Origin of the sequence: Streptomyces cucumeris (assembly GCF_024295805.1) — a bacterium.
GTDB lineage: Bacteria > Actinomycetota > Actinomycetes > Streptomycetales > Streptomycetaceae > Streptomyces > Streptomyces cucumeris.
In genome coordinates this window covers 48,329-65,874 of the sequence record NZ_JANCLX010000016.1, presented here as the reverse complement: position 1 = coordinate 65,874, position 17,546 = coordinate 48,329, and the positions used below count along the sequence as shown (strand labels likewise).

The 17,546-nt window shown below is 72.2% G+C and carries 17 protein-coding genes; 13 read left to right on the top strand and 4 right to left on the bottom strand.

Annotation, left to right across the window (positions count from 1 at the left end; genetic code table 11):
• Positions 1 to 82 precede the first annotated feature (82 nt).
• Entirely contained in the window at positions 83 to 1,555 is a 1,473-nt protein-coding gene (locus NMK44_RS22995; protein WP_374215324.1) for an aminopeptidase P family protein, read from the top strand.
• A gap of 111 nt (positions 1,556 to 1,666) precedes the next feature.
• On the opposite strand, the gene NMK44_RS22990 is transcribed toward NMK44_RS22995, so the two are convergent.
• On the bottom strand, positions 1,667 to 2,185 hold the full coding sequence (locus NMK44_RS22990; RefSeq protein ID WP_254746018.1) for a carboxymuconolactone decarboxylase family protein: 519 nt from the start codon (positions 2,183 to 2,185) through the stop codon (positions 1,667 to 1,669).
• A 47-nt stretch (positions 2,186 to 2,232) separates the two neighbouring features.
• Between NMK44_RS22990 and pdxR the strand changes: the two genes are divergently transcribed.
• Positions 2,233 to 3,726 carry a MocR-like pyridoxine biosynthesis transcription factor PdxR gene (gene pdxR, locus NMK44_RS22985; RefSeq protein ID WP_254746017.1) on the top strand — a complete coding sequence of 498 codons (1,494 nt, stop codon included), beginning with the start codon at positions 2,233 to 2,235 and terminating at the stop codon, positions 3,724 to 3,726.
• Positions 3,727 to 3,775: 49 nt separating this feature from the next.
• Here pdxR and NMK44_RS22980 read toward each other — a convergent pair whose 3' ends face one another.
• A complete protein-coding gene (locus NMK44_RS22980) occupies positions 3,776 to 4,279 on the bottom strand; it encodes an ATP-binding protein (protein WP_254746016.1) in 504 nt (167 codons plus the stop codon).
• A gap of 201 nt (positions 4,280 to 4,480) precedes the next feature.
• Between NMK44_RS22980 and NMK44_RS22975 the strand changes: the two genes are divergently transcribed.
• The 10 genes from NMK44_RS22975 to NMK44_RS22930 all read left to right on the top strand — a co-directional run bounded on the left by NMK44_RS22975 (position 4,481) and on the right by NMK44_RS22930 (position 14,661).
• On the top strand, positions 4,481 to 5,308 hold the full coding sequence (locus NMK44_RS22975) for a hypothetical protein (RefSeq protein WP_254746015.1): 828 nt from the start codon (positions 4,481 to 4,483) through the stop codon (positions 5,306 to 5,308).
• 98 nt (positions 5,309 to 5,406) lie between these two features.
• On the top strand, positions 5,407 to 6,153 hold the full coding sequence (locus tag NMK44_RS22970; RefSeq protein ID WP_374215323.1) for a YcnI family copper-binding membrane protein: 747 nt from the start codon (positions 5,407 to 5,409) through the stop codon (positions 6,151 to 6,153).
• Positions 6,154 to 6,310: 157 nt separating this feature from the next.
• Positions 6,311 to 6,973, top strand: coding sequence for an SCO family protein (locus tag NMK44_RS22965; protein WP_254746014.1), 663 nt, complete (start codon positions 6,311 to 6,313; stop codon positions 6,971 to 6,973).
• Positions 6,970 to 7,461, top strand: coding sequence for a copper chaperone PCu(A)C (locus NMK44_RS22960; RefSeq protein WP_254746013.1), 492 nt, complete (start codon positions 6,970 to 6,972; stop codon positions 7,459 to 7,461). Before NMK44_RS22965 ends, NMK44_RS22960 begins: the two co-directional genes overlap by 4 nt.
• 6 nt (positions 7,462 to 7,467) lie before the next feature.
• Positions 7,468 to 9,564, top strand: coding sequence for a copper resistance CopC/CopD family protein (locus tag NMK44_RS22955; RefSeq protein ID WP_254746012.1), 2,097 nt, complete (start codon positions 7,468 to 7,470; stop codon positions 9,562 to 9,564).
• Positions 9,561 to 10,889, top strand: coding sequence for an iron uptake transporter deferrochelatase/peroxidase subunit (gene efeB / locus NMK44_RS22950; RefSeq protein ID WP_254746011.1), 1,329 nt, complete (start codon positions 9,561 to 9,563; stop codon positions 10,887 to 10,889). The genes NMK44_RS22955 and efeB overlap by 4 nt, the downstream gene beginning before the upstream one ends.
• On the top strand, positions 10,886 to 11,038 hold the full coding sequence (locus NMK44_RS22945; protein WP_254746010.1) for a hypothetical protein: 153 nt from the start codon (positions 10,886 to 10,888) through the stop codon (positions 11,036 to 11,038). Before efeB ends, NMK44_RS22945 begins: the two co-directional genes overlap by 4 nt.
• A gap of 18 nt (positions 11,039 to 11,056) precedes the next feature.
• Complete coding sequence (pheA, locus tag NMK44_RS22940; RefSeq protein WP_254746009.1) at positions 11,057 to 11,992, top strand: prephenate dehydratase; 936 nt, start codon at positions 11,057 to 11,059, stop codon at positions 11,990 to 11,992.
• A gap of 564 nt (positions 11,993 to 12,556) precedes the next feature.
• Entirely contained in the window at positions 12,557 to 13,834 is a 1,278-nt protein-coding gene (gene serS, locus NMK44_RS22935; protein ID WP_254746007.1) for a serine--tRNA ligase, read from the top strand.
• The gene (locus NMK44_RS22930) at positions 13,831 to 14,661 is read left to right on the top strand and encodes an HAD family hydrolase (RefSeq protein WP_254746005.1); all 831 of its coding nucleotides are present in this window, start codon (positions 13,831 to 13,833) and stop codon (positions 14,659 to 14,661) included. Before serS ends, NMK44_RS22930 begins: the two co-directional genes overlap by 4 nt.
• Positions 14,662 to 14,735: 74 nt before the next feature.
• On the opposite strand, the gene NMK44_RS22925 is transcribed toward NMK44_RS22930, so the two are convergent.
• On the bottom strand, positions 14,736 to 15,185 hold the full coding sequence (locus tag NMK44_RS22925) for a phospholipase (RefSeq protein WP_254746003.1): 450 nt from the start codon (positions 15,183 to 15,185) through the stop codon (positions 14,736 to 14,738).
• Positions 15,186 to 15,614: 429 nt separating this feature from the next.
• Here NMK44_RS22925 and NMK44_RS22920 point away from each other — a divergent pair, with 429 nt between their 5' ends.
• On the top strand, positions 15,615 to 16,562 hold the full coding sequence (locus tag NMK44_RS22920) for a LysR family transcriptional regulator (RefSeq protein ID WP_254746002.1): 948 nt from the start codon (positions 15,615 to 15,617) through the stop codon (positions 16,560 to 16,562).
• On the opposite strand, the gene NMK44_RS22915 is transcribed toward NMK44_RS22920, so the two are convergent.
• Complete coding sequence (locus NMK44_RS22915) at positions 16,543 to 17,499, bottom strand: helix-turn-helix transcriptional regulator (protein WP_254746000.1); 957 nt, start codon at positions 17,497 to 17,499, stop codon at positions 16,543 to 16,545. The two genes, NMK44_RS22920 and NMK44_RS22915, sit on opposite strands and share 20 nt — an antisense overlap.
• Positions 17,500 to 17,546: the final 47 nt, after the last annotated feature.

Genomic DNA, 17,546 nt, shown 5'->3' with positions numbered 1-17,546 from the left:
GTCGCGGCATGGCCTTCTCCGCCCTCCCGGCGGCCGTGTCCCCCCACCTACCATGGGAGAGGTCCAGTTCGAGGAGGATGTCGTGACCGAGGAGCCCACTCCTGAAGCCCTGGAGACCCCGGAGGCCGAGGAGCAGCCCATCCAGCAGCGGAAGAACGGCCTGTACCCGGGCGTCTCCGATGAGCTCGCCGAGAACATGCGGTCCGGCTGGGCGGACACCGAGCTGCACGACCTGGAGCCCGTGGAGCAGGCTCCGCACACCGCCCGCCGCCGTGCCGCGCTCTCCGCGCGCTTCCCCGGCGAACGCCTGGTCATCCCCGCGGGCAAGCTCCGCACCCGGTCCAATGACACGGAGTTCCGCTTCCGCGCGGCCACCGAGTACGTCTACCTCACCGGTGACCAGACCGAGGACGGCGTCCTGGTCCTGGAGCCGGAGGCGGGCGGCGAGGGCCACACCGCGAGCCTCTACCTGCTGCCGCGCTCCGACCGGGAGAACGGCGAGTTCTGGCTGGACGGCCAGGGTGAGCTGTGGGTCGGTCGGCGGAACAGCCTGACCGAGGCCGAGCGGCTGTACGGCGTGCCGGTCAAGGACGTCCGCACGGTCGCCGACGACCTGCGGGCCGCCACCGGACCGGTCCGCATCGTGCGCGGCCACGACGCCGGTCTCGAGGCCGCGCTGACCGACAAGGTCACCGGTGAGCGCGACGAGGAGCTGCGCGTCTTCCTCAGTGAGCAGCGCCTGGTCAAGGACGAGTTCGAGGTCGGCCAGCTCCAGAAGGCGGTGGACTCCACGGTCCGCGGCTTCGAGGACGTCGTGAAGGTGCTGGACAAGGCCGAGGCCACCTCCGAGCGCTATATCGAGGGCACGTTCTTCCTGCGGGCCCGGGTCGAGGGCAACGACGTCGGCTACGGCTCCATCTGCGCCGCCGGACCGCACGCCACCACCCTCCACTGGGTGCGCAACGACGGCCGGGTCCGCTCCGGCGATCTGCTGCTGCTGGACGCGGGGGTGGAGACCGACACCCTCTACACCGCGGACGTCACCCGCACCCTGCCGATCAACGGCACCTACAGCGCGCTCCAGCGCAAGATCTACGACGCGGTGTACGAGGCGCAGGAGGCGGGCATCGCCGCGGTCAAGCCGGGTGCCAAGTACCGCGACTTCCATGACGCCTCCCAGCATGTGCTGGCCACCAGGCTGGTGGAGTGGGGCCTGGTCGAGGGTCCGGTCGAGCGGGTGCTCGAGCTCGGCCTCCAGCGCCGCTGGACCCTCCACGGCACCGGCCACATGCTCGGCCTGGATGTGCACGACTGCGCCGTGGCCCGCACCGAGACCTACGTCGACGGCACCCTGGAGCCGGGGATGTGCCTCACGGTCGAACCGGGTCTGTACTTCCAGGCCGACGATCTGACCGTGCCCGAGGAGTACCGCGGCATCGGCGTCCGGATCGAGGACGACATCCTGGTGACGGAGGACGGGAACCGCAATCTGTCCGCCGGGCTGCCGCGCCGGGCCGATGAGGTCGAGGCGTGGATGGCCCGCCTCACCGGCTGACCCTCCGGTCCTCCGGCCGCACCACACGCACCCCACGGGGGAGCGGCACCCGCCGCTCCCCCGTTCCGCTGTCGCGAGCCCGGCCGGGCACACCGCGGGCCGTCAGCCGCGTCAGCCCTTGCCGGGCACCTTGCGGGTGGTCACCGCGATCCGGTTCCAGGCGTTGATGGTGAAGATCAGCGCGATGAGCCGGGCCAGCTCCGCCTCCTCGAAGTGCCGGGCGGCCCGCTCGTACACCTCGTCGGGGACCCCGCCCGGCAGCAGGGTGACCGCCTCGGTGAGCGCCAGGGCCGCCTGCTCCTTCGCGGTGTAGAACCCGGCCTCGCCCGCCTCCTCCCAGACGCCCACCAGGTTGATCCGCTCGGGGCTCTCGCCCGCCGCGTGGGCATCGGTGGTGTGCATATGGAGGCAGTAGGCGCAGTGGTTCAGCTGGGAGGCGCGGATCTGCACCAGCTCCACCAGGGCCGGGTCCAGGCCCTCCCGCGCGGCGGCGTCCAGTCCGATGAGCGCCTTGAAAGCCTTGGGGGCGGCCTTGGCGAAGTCCACCCGCGCGGGACGCGTCCCCCCGGTGCTCGTCTCGGCGGTCGTCTCGGCGTCCGTCGTCGTGGTCGTCTCGGTCGTTGTGGTCATGACGACGAATCTAAGCCTCGATGTGACAGGTTGTAGGGTGCATTTCCATGGCGGAATCGCGGGTCAATTCGGCGGAGATCCTCGGCAGTGACCTCCATCTGGAGCTGACCCGCGCGGGCAGCCGCCGCACCGCGCTGATGAGCGCGCTGCGCGAGGCCGTCCGTGGCGGGCGGCTCGCCCCCGGCACCCGGCTGCCGCCCTACCGCTCGCTCGCCGCCGACCTCGGGATCGCCCGCAACACGGTCGCCGACGCCTACGCCGAGCTGGTCGCCGAGGGCTGGCTCACCGCCCGCCAGGGCTCCGGCACCCGGGTGGCCGCCCGGACCGCGCCGCCCCCGCCGCGGCACACCGGCCGGGAGCGCGGCGGACGCCCCGCCCCGGCGGCTCCCACCGGCCGCAGACGCCGGGCCGCGCCGCCACCGCGCCCCGCCCACAATCTGCTCCAGGGCCAGCCGGACGCCTCCGCCTTCCCCCGCACCGCCTGGCTCGCCTCCGCCCGCCGCGCCCTGACCGCCGCGCCCAACGAGGCGTTCGGCCCCGGTGACCCGCACGGCCGCGCCGAGCTGCGCCATGCGCTCGCCGACTACCTGGCGCGGGCCCGCGGGGTGCGCACCGACCCGGACCGGATCGTGGTCTGCTCGGGCTTCGCCCACGCCCTGCGGCTGCTCAGCGGCACCAAGGTGCTGCGCCCGGCGCTGGCCGTCGAGTCGTACGGACTGGCCTTCCACCGTTCCCTGCTGTCCGCCGCCGGGGTCCGCACGGTCCCGCTGCCGCTGGACGACTGCGGCGCCCGTACCGAGGAGCTGACCTCCCATCCGGGCTTGCGGACAGTACGGGCCGCCCTGCTCACCCCCGCCCACCAGTTCCCGACCGGCGGGCCGCTGCACCCCGAGCGGCGCGCCGCGGCCGTGGACTGGGCGCGCGCCGGCGGGGGACTCGTCCTGGAGGACGATTACGACGGGGAGTTCCGCTACGACCGCCAGCCGGTCGGCGCGGTCCAGGGGCTCGACCCGGACCGGGTGCTCTATCTGGGTTCGGTCAGCAAGAGCCTCTCCCCGGCGCTGCGGCTGGGCTGGATGGTCCTGCCGGACCACCTCGTCGACGTCGTGCTGTCCGTGAAGGGCGAGCGGGAGGGCTGGGCGAGCGCGCTCGACCAGCTCACGCTCGCGGACTTCATCGCATCCGGCGGCTACGACCGTCATGTGCGCCGGATGCGGCTGCGCTACCGGCGCCGCCGGGACGCGCTGGTGGCCGCGCTCGCCGAACGCGCCCCGCATATCCGGGTCTCCGGGATCGCCGCCGGGCTGCACGCGGTGCTCGAACTCCCGCCCGGCACCGAACGGTCCGCCGTCCAGGCCGCCTCCTGGCAGGGGCTGGCCCTCGACGGTCTCGCGGGCTACCGGCACCCGGACGCGACCACGCCCCCGCTGGAGGGGCTGGTCGTCGGCTATGCGACCCCGCCCGAGCACGCCTTCCCGGCGGCGCTGGACGCCCTGTGCCGGGCACTGCCGCCCGAGCAGCCGGCCCCGGGGACCGGCTGAGCGACGGTCCGGACCAGGACGGTCCGAGGGGCCAGGACGGTCAGGGCGGTCAGGACGCCCGGAGCAGGGAGTCCTCGCGCCACTTGAGGATCTTGTCGAAGCTCACCACCACACCCCCGCGGCCCGGCCGGTCGCGGTAGCGGACGTGGTCGGTGAGGGCCTCGATCAGGAACAGCCCCCGCCCGTGCTCGGCCTGCGCGGGTGCCGGACCCTGTGGGTGCTGCGGTCTGCGCGGGGTGGCGGGGCGCCGCTCACTGCGGGTGCGCGGTCCGCGACGGACGGTGCCGCGCTGGGTGAATCCGGGCCCCGAGTCGGTGACCTCGATCCGGCAGGTGTCACCGTCGATGAAGGCCGTGACCCGGTAATCACCGTCCGTACCGTCGGCTCCGCCGTGCTCCACCGCGTTCGCACATGCCTCGGAGAGGGCGACCGACAGGTCGTAGGAGATCTCCGGGTCCACCCCGGCCGTCTCCATCGTGCCGAGGAGTAGTCGTCGTGCGAGGGGAACGCTCGCCGCCTCGCGGGGCAAATGGAGTGACCACCAGATGCTCATGCTCCAGCCTCCCGGCCGCGGCTCGACATACCGTTACGTATTGCCTGGGTCCATGGTCCGTAAGCGTGCGATTGACGTGACTCCGCTCATTCGGCGGACGCGCACGGCGGGCGCACCGGTGTATGGGGCTGTCCCGGTGTGCGCCGTTACGCCCTACCCGCCGTAGGTAACGCATGTGCGCGGTGGGATGATGGCGCCGCCATGGCTTCCCCTGTCGCCCGTGCGGGCGCCGACCTCCGCATGCTGCGGGCCGCGGTGTTCACCGCGGTCTGCGTCGTGCTGTCCGCGGCCGGGCATGTCATCGCGTCCTGCGCGACCGTGCCGCTGTGGACGGTGGGCGTCGGAGCTGCGGCTTTGTTCTCGGTGGCCGTGCCGCTCGCCGGGCGCGAGCGGTCGCTGCCCGGGATAGCCGGGCTGCTCGCCGTGGGCCAGCTCGTCCTGCACACCGTGTTCGGGCTCGGCCAGCAGCAGGCGGCGGCCGCCCTGCGGGCCGACGGACACGAGAGCCGGGTCATGAGTCTGGCCGCGCACCTGCTGTGCGCCCCCGTGCCCGGCCGGATGGACAGCGCCACCGCACAGCGCATCGTCGAGCGGGCGGGCATCGACCCCTCCTCGGTCGGGGATGTGCACGCCGCGCACGCCATGCACTCCGTGCCGCTGACCCCCGCGTCGGCCGCCGTGCACGTCCCCGCCGTGGACAGCCTGCTGCCGTCACTGCCCATGGTGCTGGGCCATCTGCTGGCCGCCGTCGCCATGGGCTGGCTGCTGCGCCGCGGCGAGGTGGCCGTGTGGCGGGTGGTGCGGCTTTCGGTGGGCGGGGCGCGCGAGGTGGCCGAGGTCGCGTTGGTCCGGGGTCTGCGCGCCGTGCTGCGGCTGGTGCGGACCCTGCTGACCGGACTGGCCGGACTGCGCCCGGCCGGGCCCCTGCGGCCGCGCCGGGACGAGCGTGACGAGGGGGCCGTCACGGCCCTCGTACTCCAGCACAGCGTGATCAGACGGGGTCCGCCGCGTCACGACCTCGCGGCCTGACCGACGCGACGCCCCTCCAGCGGTTCCGGAGGGCGGCCGCGGCCTCGCCGTACGCGCGCCACCCACTGATCATCCGTTTCGGATCCCTGGAGTACCCCATGAACGCCATGCGTCTTCGTCGTCTGCCGGTTCTCGGAGCCCTCACCGCGGGCGGCCTGGTGCTGCTCGCCGCGGGCCCCGCCTTCGCGCACGTCAGCGTGCAGCCCGGTGAGGCCGAGAAGGGCGGCTACAGCACCGTCAACTTCAAGGTGCCCAACGAGCGCGACGACGCCTCGACCACCAAGCTCGAAGTCACCCTGCCGACCGACCATCCGCTCGCCTCGGTGATGCCACAGCCGGTGCCCGGCTGGAAGGTGAAGGTCACCAAGAGCAAGCTGGACAAGCCGATCGAGATGCACGGCGAGAAGATCACCGAGGCGGTCACCAAGGTCACCTGGACCGGCGGTTCGATCGAGCCCGGCCAGTTCCAGCAGTTCCCGCTCTCCGTCGGCCAGCTCCCCGAGGACGCCGACCAGCTCGTCTTCAAGGCCCTCCAGACGTACGACAACAAGGAGGTCGTGCGCTGGATCGAGGAGCCCAAGGAGGGTGAGGACGAGCCGGAGAACCCGGCGCCGGTCCTCAAGCTGGTCGCCCCGGCCGAGGGCTCGGACGCGCACGGCGCCGCGGCCTCCGGTCACAAGGACGACGACAAGGGCGAGGGCGAGGACGGCGAGAAGACCGCCGCCGACGACTCCGACGGCGACAGCAGCGACACCACCGCCCGGGTGCTGGGCGTCGCGGGCATCGTCGTCGGTATCGCGGGCGTCGCCTTCGGCGTCCTCGCCAGCCGCCGCCGCTCCGCCTGACCCACCGGCATCCGCGGCGTGATCCCACGGCGTGACCGCACGTCCTGACCCGACGGCGCGGTCCGCCCGGGGCGGCGGGCCCCTCCGGCCCGCCGCCCGCACGCCCGGACCTCCTGCACGCCGCACCGATCCACTCGTCTCACGGGAGAACAGCTCCATGCGCACCACCATCCTGGGCACCGCTGTTGTCGCCACCGCCGCGCTCACCCTGACCGCCTGCGGCGGCTCCGGCGGCGACGGCGACAAGGCGGCCACCGCCGAGGTCAAGGGGGGCCAGCAGTCGGGCAAGGCCATCTCGCTCGACAAGGGCAAGGAGAAGGCCAAGCCGGACCTCGTCCTGACCGACACCGACGGCAAGAAGTACGACCTCATCGAGGAGACCAAGGGCCGTCCCACCCTGCTCTTCTTCGGCTACACGCACTGCCCGGACGTCTGCCCGCTGTCCATGAGCAACCTCGGCATCGCCGAGAAGAAGCTCTCCGCGGCCGAGCGGAAGAAGCTCCGCGTCGTCTTCGTGACCACCGACCCCGAGCGCGACAAGCCCAAGCGGATCCGCTCCTGGCTCAACGCCCAGGGCGGCAACGACTTCGTCGGTCTCACCGGCAGCTTCGACACCATCCAGGCCGCCGCCCGGACGCTCGGCATCTACGTCGACAAGCCCAAGAAGGAGAAGGACGGCAGCATCACCGTCGGCCACGGCGCCGAGGTGGTCGGCTACGCGCCCCAGGACGACAAGGGCCACTGGATCTACACCACCGGCACCACCGCCGAGCAGTACGCCAAGGACCTGCCGAAGATCGTCAAGGGACAGAACCCGTGACCCGCGGCGCGTCCTCCCGCACGGCCCTCGCCGCGGCGCTCGTCCTCGGTCTGTCCACGGCGGTCGCCGCCTGCGGCCCCGGTGACGGTGACGGCGGCGGGGAAGAGAAGGACGGCGGCCGTCCGAAGCTCTCCGTCAGCGGCGCGTACCTCCCCCAGCCGTCGATGGACGACATGGCGGCGGGCTTCCTGACCGTACGGAACGCCGGCGCCGGCGCGGACCGGCTGACCTCCGTCTCCACTCCGCTGGCCGCCGAGGTCACCCTGCACCACACCGTCGGCAACCGGATGAAGCAGGTGAGTTCGCTGGACGTCCCGGCGAACGGGCGGCTTGAGCTGGCCAGCGGTGGCGATCATCTGATGCTGACAAAACTGAGCCACCGGCCGAAGGTCGGTGAGAAGGTCGAGTTCACCCTGCGCTTCGCGAACTCCGACCCCATCGAGATCAAAGTCCCGGTCGAGCCGACGACGTACCGCCCCAAGGACTGACGCCCGATGCCCTCGCTGACCTCCCCGGCGCCCGCCGGGACCGCCCGCTCCGTCACCGCCCGGCGGCTGACGGCGGTCTGCGCGGCCCTGCTGGCCGCGCTGCTGTGCGCGCTGACCGTCGGCGCGAACACGGCGTCCGCGCACGCCACGCTCACCTCGACCGACCCGCGCGACGGATCGGTGGTGCAGACCGCGCCCACGGAGATCACGCTGAACTTCTCGGAGGGCGTGCTGCTCTCCGACGATTCGGTGCGCGTGCTCGACCCCAAGGGCAAGCGGGTGGACTCCGGAAAGCCCGGCCATGTGGGCGGCAAGACCTCGACCGCCGCGGTGAGACTGCACTCCGGGCTGCCGGACGGCACGTTCACGGTGGCGTGGAAGGTGGTCTCGGAGGACAGCCACCCGATCAACGGCGCGGTCACGTTCTCCATCGGCGCCCCGTCCAAGACCAGCGTCACGGTCTCCCAGGCCGGGGAGTCCGACAGCACCGTCGGCACGCTGTACGGGATCGGGCGCTATGTGGCCTACGGCGGGTTCGCGGCGCTGGTCGGCGCGAGCGTGTTCGCCGGGGTCTGCCGCTCCTCGCGGTCGGTCCGCAAGATCGCCGTCGGTGGCTGGGTGACGCTCTTCGCGGCCACCCTGGTGCTGTTGCTGCTGCGCGGTCCCTACACCGACGGCGAGGGCATCGGCGCGGTCCTCGACCTCGGCAGGCTCGGTGATGTGCTCTCGACCAAACCGGGCGCGGCGATGCTGTCGCGGCTGCTGCTGCTCGGCGCGGCGGCGGTCTTCCTGGCGGTGCTCTTCGGTACGTACACCCGGCGCACCGAGGAGGCCGAGGCGGCGGAGGCCGCGGGTGACGACGAGGAGTACGCCGAGATCGACCACGGCCGCCGCCAGGACCTGGCCTTCGGGCTCGGCTTCGGCGGCACGGTGGTCGCGATCGGACTGGCCGCGACCTGGGCGATGGCCGAACACGCCTCCGTCGGCATCCAGAAGGAACTGGCCATGCCGGTGGATGTGCTCCATCTGCTCGCGGTCGGCGTATGGCTGGGCGGACTGGTGTCACTGGCGGTGGCGCTGCGCGCGGGCGAAACGGTCGGGCGGACGGCGGTCCGCCGCTTCTCCCGGCTGGCCTTCGCCTCGGTGGTGGTGCTGGTGCTCACCGGCCTCTACCAGTCGTGGCGGCAGGTGGGTTCATGGAAGGCGCTGACCGGCACCGAATACGGGAAGTGGCTGCTGGTCAAGGTCGGTCTGATGGCGGTGCTGGTGGGTCTCGCCGCGGTGTCGCGCCGCTGGACGGGCCGGCTGCTGGACGCGGCCGAGGACGGTGCCGGGGAGTCCGCCCCGGCCGAGGGGCCGAAGGCCGGGACCAAGACCAAAGCCAAGGCCAAGGCCAAGACCAAGGTCGCGGCGGCTGCGTCGGCCGCTCCCGCGGGCCGTACCGTCAGCGCCCGATCGGGCGGCAAGGGGGAGGACCCGGCCGAGGACGACGCCGGATCCGACGGTGGATCCGGCACCGCGGCCGATCCCGTGCGCAGCGCCCAGCTCGCCCGGCAGCGCGCCGCCGTCGACAGGACCGCTGCCCTGCGCGAGCGGGACGCCGACCCGGTGCGCGGCGGACTGCGCCGCTCGGTGCTGGCCGAGACCGTGGTGGCCGTGGTGCTGCTCGCGGTGGCCACCGTGCTCAGCGGCACCCAGCCCGGCCGGGCCGAGACCGCACAGCCCGCCGCCGCGGCGGCGCCCGATCCGCTGGGCGTGGAGCCGGTGAGCGTGGAGATCCCCTATGACACCGGGAACAAGAGCGGCCGCGGCAAGGCCGTGGTCATGCTGGACCCGGCGCTCCCCGGGGACAACTCGCTCCATGTCTTCCTCCTGGACCGGGCCGACCGGCCCGTGGACGCCGAGGAGGTCAAGCTGTCGCTGACCCTCAAGGAGAAGGCGATCGGACCGCTCCGGGTACCGCTGAGGCATCTGTCCACCGGACACTGGAGCACCGAGAGTGTGCGGCTGCCCCTGGGCGGCGCCTGGCAGATCTCCCTGACCGTACGCACCTCCGACATCGACCAGGTGACGGAGACGAAGACCGTGAAGATCGCGCAATGAGCACTCAGCAACAGCACACCCGGCGGAACCCGGGGAAGGAATCGGGGCACGACGCGAAGGGCGACCCCGGGACGGACGCATCGCAGGACCAGGCGCAGGAGACCGGCTCGCCGATCTCCCGGCGCCGGCTGCTGGGCACGGCGGGCGCCGCGGGCGCGGCCGGTCTGGTGACGGGCGGTGCCGCCGGTGCGTACGCCGCCGGGGCCACCCGCTCCGAGCCGGAGCCGCTCACTTCGGTGGGCGGCACGGCCGTGCCCTTCCACGGCACGCACCAGGCGGGGATCACCACCCCGCTCCAGGCCCATGGCCATCTCGCCGCCTTCGACCTGGCCCCCGGCACGGACCGCAGGGCGGCCGCGGCGCTGCTGCGCCGCTGGTCCAGGACGGCCGGGCAGCTCACCGAGGGCGAGGCGCCGCCGGACGACACGGGGATCGCGCTGGACGCGGGTCCCTCCTCGCTCACCGTTACCTTCGGATTCGGCCGGACCTTCTTCGGCCGGACGGGGCTGAAGGACCGGTTGCCGGAGGCGCTGGCCCCGCTGCCCGACTTCGCCTCGGACGCCCTGGACGCGGGGCGCAGCAACGGCGACCTGTGGATCCAGATCGGCGCCGACGACGGTCTCGTCGCCTTCCACGCGCTGCGCGCGCTCCAGCGCGAGGCGCGCGGCGCCGCCCGGCTGCGCTGGCAGATGAGCGGCTTCAACCGCACACCCGGCGCCACCGGCCGTCCCATGACGGCCCGCAACCTGATGGGCCAGATCGACGGCACCAACAACCCCAAGCCGTCGGACGCGTCCTTCCAGCGGCGGGTCTTCGTACCCGCCAAGGGCGAGCCCGCCTGGATGGCGCACGGCTCCTACGCGGTGGTCCGGCGGATCCGGATGCTGCTGGACTCCTGGGACCACCTCTCCCTGGAGCGCCAGGAGAAGGTGATCGGACGCCGTAAGTCCGACGGCGCCCCGCTGTCCGGCGGTACGGAGGACACCCCGGTCCGGCTGGACAAGGTGAACGGGGACGGTTCGCTGGCCATCGCCGGGGCGGCGCACGTCCGGGTGGCGGCGCCCGCGTCGAACCAGGGCGCGGCCATGCTGCGGCGGCCGTTCTCCTACCACGACGGTTTCCGCGAGGACGGGGCGCCGGACGCCGGACTGCTCTTCGTCGCCTGGCAGGCCGACCCGATGAAGGGGTTCGTACCGGTGCAGCGCAAGCTGGACCTGGGAGACGACCTCTCGCGCTTCCTGCGGCACGAGGCGAGCGCGCTGTTCGCGGTCCCCGGCGGCGCCGGTCCGGGAGAGTACGTCGGTCAGGCACTCTTGGAAGGATGAGCCGCCGGAACCACCAGGACCGCCAGGACCGCGGGAACCACCGGACCCGCCAGGACCCCCGGAACCGCCGGACCCGCCCGGACCGGGGGCGGGCCCCGGGCATGGGCGCCGGGTGCGCCCCGCTGGGTATCGTGGCGGTCCTCGTCTGATCACAGGGAGCCACCGTGATGTCGGCCAGCCGCTATACGTACCTCGGCCCCGAGGGCACCTTCACCGAGGCCGCGCTGCGGTCCATGCCGGAGGCCGCCACGCGCGAACTGGTCCCCATGGTCTCGGTCCCGGCCACGCTGGACGCCGTGCGCACCAGCGCGGCGGCGGCCGCCCTGGTGCCGATCGAGAACTCGGTGGAGGGCGGGGTCAACGCGACCCTCGACGAACTGGCCACCGGCGAACCGCTGATGATCTACCGCGAGGTGCTGCTCTCGATCAGCTTCGCGCTGCTGGTCCGGCCGGGTACCTCGCTGGCGGACGTCAAGACGGTGACCGGGCATCCGGTCGCCCAGCCGCAGGTGCGCAACTGGCTGGCGGGGAATCTGCCCGGGGCCCAGTGGGAGTCGGCCGCCTCCAACGCGGACGGGGCCCGGCTGGTGCAGGAGGGGCGGTACGACGCGGCGTTCGCGGGTGAGTTCGCGGCGCCGAAGTACGGTCTGGAGCCCCTGGTCACCGATATCCACGACGCGCAGAACGCGATGACCCGCTTCGTGCTGGTCGGCCGTCCCGCGCGGCCCGCGGCCCGCACCGGCGCGGACAAGACGTCCGTGGTGATCTGGCTCGGCGACGACCACCCGGGCGCGCTGCTGGAGCTGCTCCAGGAGTTCGCCGCGCGCGGGGTCAACCTGATGCGGATCGAGTCCCGTCCGACCGGTGAGGGCATCGGCCGCTACTGCTTCTCGGTCGACTGTGAGGGGCACATCACCGACCGCCGGGTGGGCTCGGCGCTGATGGGGCTCAAGCGGATCTGCCCGAAGGTGCGCTTCCTGGGCTCGTATCCGCGGGCGGGGGTGACCGCGTCGGAGATCGCCCCGCTGCGGCACGGCACATCGGACGAGGCGTTCACGGAGGCGTCGGAGTGGCTGGCGCGCTGCCAGGACGGACGAGCCTGAACCTGGCGGACGCCGGTTGACGACCGCGTCACCCGGCGTTGTCCCCAGGGTGATGGGGATAGTTATCCACAGGCTGCGGTCAGGTGCTGGGGATAAGTCGACAGACCAACACGACATTGTCGACAGATCCGTACAGCGAGCCAATTTCTCACCATTATCGGACAGAGGGTGCCCGTCACCCCAATTCGATTGGCCAACTCTTTGGAGTGAGGCATTCCCCTCTCAAGGAGTGTGTGAACGAGGTTTGATAGGGGAATCCATCGCCGAGCACTCCGCCGGACCGAATGATCACCCCGACATCCACAGATCTCACACACAGGCTGTGGATAACTCTCAGGGTTCGATCCGCCCCTGTGGACAACCTGCGGCCAACTCGCCCCGCCCGCAAGGAAAACCGTCACCCCGGGCCCACCTCTTTGCCCCTTTTCAGGGAATGCGCACCTATTCCTTGACGGTGGGCGTCACAGAAATTCCCCCGGTTTCCCACACTGGCGAAAACGGGCAAATAAGGACACAAAGGAATATCGCGTCGAGGGGGCGAGGCCACACCGGTAACCTGGTGGGGTGATTGACCTTCGCCTGCTCCGTGAGGACCCCGATCGTGTGCGCGCCTCCCAGCGCGCTCGTGGAGAGGACGTCGGCCTCGTCGACGCGCTCCTGACCGCCGACGAGCGGCGCAGGTCCTCCAGTGTCCGCTTCGACGAGCTCCGCGCCGAACAGAAGGCGCTCGGCAAGCTCATCCCCAAGGCCGCCGGTGACGAGAAGGCCGAGCTGCTGAAGAAGGCGGGCGAGCTGTCCGCGGCGGTCAAGGCGGCCGACGCCGAGCAGGACGAGGCCGCCGAGGAGACCCAGCGGCTGCTGCTCCAGCTCGGCAACCTGGTCCACCCGGACGTCCCGGTCGGCGGCGAGGACGACTTCCGCGTCCTGGAGACGGTCGGCACCCCGCGCGACTTCGCGGCCGAGGGCATCACCCCCAAGGACCACCTGGAGCTGGGCGAGCTGCTCGGCGCGATCGACACCGAGCGCGGCGCCAAGGTCTCCGGCTCCCGCTTCTACTACCTGACGGGCGTCGGCGCGCTGCTGGAGTTCGCCCTGGTGAACGCGGCGATGGCACAGGCCACGGCCGCGGGCTTCACCCCCATCCTCACCCCCGCGCTGGTCAAGCCGAAGGCCATGGAGGGCACCGGCTTCCTCGGCCAGGCCGCGGAGGACGTCTACCACCTCGACAAGGACGACCTCTACCTGGTGGGCACCTCCGAGGTGCCGCTGGCGGCGTACCACATGGACGAGATCCTGGACGCGGACCGGCTGCCCCGCCGGTACGCCGGGTTCTCCTCCTGCTTCCGCCGCGAGGCCGGTTCGTACGGCAAGGACACCCGCGGCATCTTCCGGGTGCACCAGTTCGACAAGGTGGAGATGTTCGTCTACACCACCCCGGAGGAGGCCGAGGCCGAGCACCAGCGGCTGCTGGAGTGGGAGAAGCAGTGGCTGACCTCGCTGGAGCTGCCGTTCCGGGTGATCGACCTGGCCTCGGGTGACCTGGGCTCCTCGGCCACGCGGAAGTTCGACTGCGAGGCGTGGATCCCGACCCAGGGCAAGTACCGCGAGCTGACCTCCACCTCCAACACCACCGAGTTCCAGTCGCGCCGGCTGTCGATCCGGATGCGCGAGGACAAGAAGGTGCGCCCGCTGGCCACGCTCAACGGCACGCTGTGCGCGGTCACCCGGACCATCGTCGCGATCCTGGAGAACCACCAGCAGGCCGACGGTTCGGTGCGGGTGCCGGAGGCGCTGCGGCCGTTCCTGGGCGGACGCGAGGTCCTCGAACCGGTCACCCGGTGAGCGACGCCCCCGCGGCGACCGGACCGCTGCCGTACCGCCTGATCGCCACCGACCTGGACGGGACCCTGCTGGGCCCCGACCACACCGTCTCGGCGCGGACCCGCGCCGTGCTCGCGGCGGCCACCGCGGCGGGCGCCGCGCATATCGTCGTCACCGGGCGGACCGTCCCGGTGGCCCGGCCCATACTGGACGACCTCGACTACCGCGGGATCGCGGTCTGTTCACAGGGCGCCCAGCTCTACCACGCGGGTGAGCACCGGCTGCTGACCTCCGTCACCCTGGACCGCACGGTGGCGGCGCTGGCGCTGGAGAAGATCGAGGCGGAGACCGGTCGGCTGGCGCTGGCCGCGGCCCGTGACGGTCTCGACGGCGAGGTGCTGTTCGGGCCGGGGTACCGGATGGGCTACGACATGGAGCAGGTCTCCGTCACCGACCCGGACGCGTTCTGGACCGCACCCATCAGCAAGCTCTACATCCAGCACCCCCGGCTGGACGACGACGCCCTCGCGGACGCCGCCCGGATCGCCGCCGGTGGTCTGATCGGCGTCACGGTGGCGGGCGCCGGTCTGGTGGAGCTGCTGCCGCTGGGGCTGACCAAGGCCACGGGGCTGTCGCTGGCCGCCCGGCGGCTGAAGGTGACGGCGGCCGACACGATCGCCTTTGGCGATATGCCCAATGACATCCCGCTGCTGGAGTGGGCGCGCCACGGAGTGGCGATGGCCAACGCGCACGACGGGCTGAAGGCCGTGGCCGACGAGATCACCGCCTCCCACGCGGAGGACGGGATCGCGGTGGTCCTGGAACGGCTCTTTCCGGCCGCCGCGTAGGTCCGGCCGCCACACGGCGGACCGGGTGGCCCGGTGACGGACCACCCGGTGCGCCAGGACGGTGGCTCCCGGGCTCAGCCCAGGACCTTCACCGCCTGGTAGTACGTCCACGCGGTGCTGTCGCAGGCGGTTTTGGAGGCACCGTCGTAGTTGGCGCAGACGCGCTTGAGGTCCTCGTAGAAGGCACTGTCGATCCGCGCCTTGTTGGCGTCGAAGATCCCCATCGCCTTGTGGTTGCGGTAGCCGAAGTCATGGCGCTCACAGGCGGTCTGGAAGGGGAAGCCGAACGGGTTGTCGGGCGAGGAGCTGCAGTAGTCGGTCGACCAGTCGAAGGCGTAATCGGCCCAGGGGCCCTGGTCGTTGCGGGCCGAGAGCCAGGTGTTGTAGCTGTCGGCGCTGGTCTGGGTCCAGTTGGAGAGCACCTGTGCCTTGTCCGCCGGTTCGGCCTGGGCGGGTGAGGCGAGGGCGACGGCGGTGGCTGCGGCGACGGCGGCCGTGGCGAGACTTGTGGCAAGACGACGCATGTGAGGGGTTTCCTCCGTCTTCGGTTGTCGACGCGCCATCACGATCCGTGTGGGTGCCGGACGATGGCGCGATCTGTGGGGGGAAGCGCTTGCCCCAGGTTGGGCAGGTTCCTGACAAGGGTCAAGATCCGTACAGTCGTCTGGATGAACAGAGTTCAACCATCCGGAGTTCAGAGCTTCCTACCAACCAGCCCTGCCACGAGCCATGTTGGGGTGCGGAGCAGATCCGGACGGTGGCTCCGCACAGCGGAGACCCGACGGAAGAGGGCGGGTCGGCACCCGCCCCCGGGGCACGCCGTCCGGTCCGGATCCGGTGGCGTGGCCGGGGGCGGGTTGCCGCCCTGGGCGCCACTCAGATCGTCGTCCCGGGCCCACCTCCTAGTCAATCCTCGGGATTTCTTCCAAACCCCTTAGCTGTAGCTTGGGTTGATGACCTTGGACGACCTCCGGGCCTTCACGGCCGTCTGCGACTCCGGCAGCCTCAGTGCCGTCGCCCGCGATCTGGGCTGTACCCAGTCGGCGGTGAGCCAGCGTGTGAAGCGGCTGGAACGGGAGCTGGGCATCGCCCTGTTGGAGCGGCGGCCGCGCGGAGTGGCGCCGACCCAGGCCGGATGGATCCTGCACCGGGCGGCGGCCGACGGTCTGGTCGGGCTGGACCACGCGTTGCGGCGGCTGCGCGACATCCAGCGCGGCGGCGCCGGTACGGTGCGCGTCACCACCGGGGCGACGACCGTACGGCACTTCATGTCGGCCGGGGTGGTGACTTTCCGGCGGCACCGGCCACGGGTGAACCTGGAGTTCCAGACGGAGAACTCCAGCCGCCGCTGCTTCGAGGCGCTGGCCGCGGGCACCTCCGACCTGGCGTGGATCACCATTGGCTCCCCGGCCCGCGGTGTGGAGCTGCGGCCGGTGCTGGAGCTGCCGTGGGTGCTGGCCGTACGGGCCGGGGACCCGCTCGCCGAGCGGACCGAGATCGGCCCCGGGGAGCTGGCGTCCATCCGCCACATCCGGCTGCCGGAGAACTCCGTGTCCCGGCACCGGCTGGAGGAGCACCTCACCCGGCAGGGCACCGAACCCGTCTCCACCACCAGCGTGGCCGACTGGGACACCGCCATCCTGCTGGCCGAACTGGGCCTGGGGCACGCCGTGGTGCCCGCGCTGCCGGGGTGGCGGGAGCCGGTCGCGGCGTATCCCGCGCTGCGGCTGATACCGATCCCCTCGCTGCCCCCGCTGGCGGCGGGGTGGGCGGTGCGGCGGTGGGACGCGCTGAGTCCGGTGGCCGTGGAGTTCGCCGAGACGGTGGAGGCGGAGCTGACGGCGGACGGCCCGCCGCCGGGGCGGGAGCGGGGTCCGGCGGTCAGCGGTACACACCCGTGATGGAGGCGGCGACGGCGGCCAGTTCGGCGCGCACCTCCGGCGGCTCCAGCACCTCCACCTCCCCGCCGAACTGGAGCAGTTGACGTGTCGCGGCCAGCGTCGGATAGGCGAGCTCCACCTCGGCCCACTCCGCGTCGCCACCGACCTCCTGCGGCCGCGCCACCAGCGCGCCGACGATCCGCAGAAACCGGTCGAGCTTGGTGCGCCGCACCCTGGCCCGGACCCGCAGCGGCATGGGCCGCTCCTCGATTCCGCGCCGCAGCTCCTCCCACACCCCCTTCAGCTCTGCACCGGGACGGCGCCGCACCGGCTCGTCGACGAGGGACGCCGCGTCGACGCGGTCGGCGCGGAACAGCCGCGGGGTGCCGTCACGGTCGGCGACCAGGTACCAGATGCCCGCCTTGGCGACGAGCCCGTAGGGATCGACGGTGTAGTCGTGCAGCGCGGTCTCCCCGCCGTGCCGGTAGCGGATGCGCAGTCTGCGGTCGGTCAGCACGGCGGTCTGGAGCACCTCGAGATCGGCCTCCGGCGCGGGGCGGGACCACCAGCGCCCAGGATCGACGAGGATCCGGCGGCTGGTGAGCTCGGCGGCGGGACGGTGCGCGGCGGGGAGCGCGGCCATCACCTTGCGCAGGGCGGAGCCGAGGGCGCTGTCGAGGCCGAGCGCGGCATGGGTGCTCTGCGCCACCAGCACGAACAGCGCCCGCGCCTCGTCCGAGGTGAGCCCGGTGACATCCGTGCGGTAGCCGGGGAGCAGGGTGATCCCGCCGTGGCGGCCGCGTTCCGCGTACACCGGCACTCCGGCCGCGGACAGGGACTCCACATCCCGGTAGATGGTGCGGGTCGAGACCTCCAGCCGCTCGGCGAGCTCCACGGCGGTGACCCGGCCGCGGGTCTGGAGGAGCAGCAGTATCGAGAGCAGCCGGTCGGATTTCACGGAGGTGAGCCAAGGCAATGCCGGGGCCGGGTGTCAACACCGGTGGC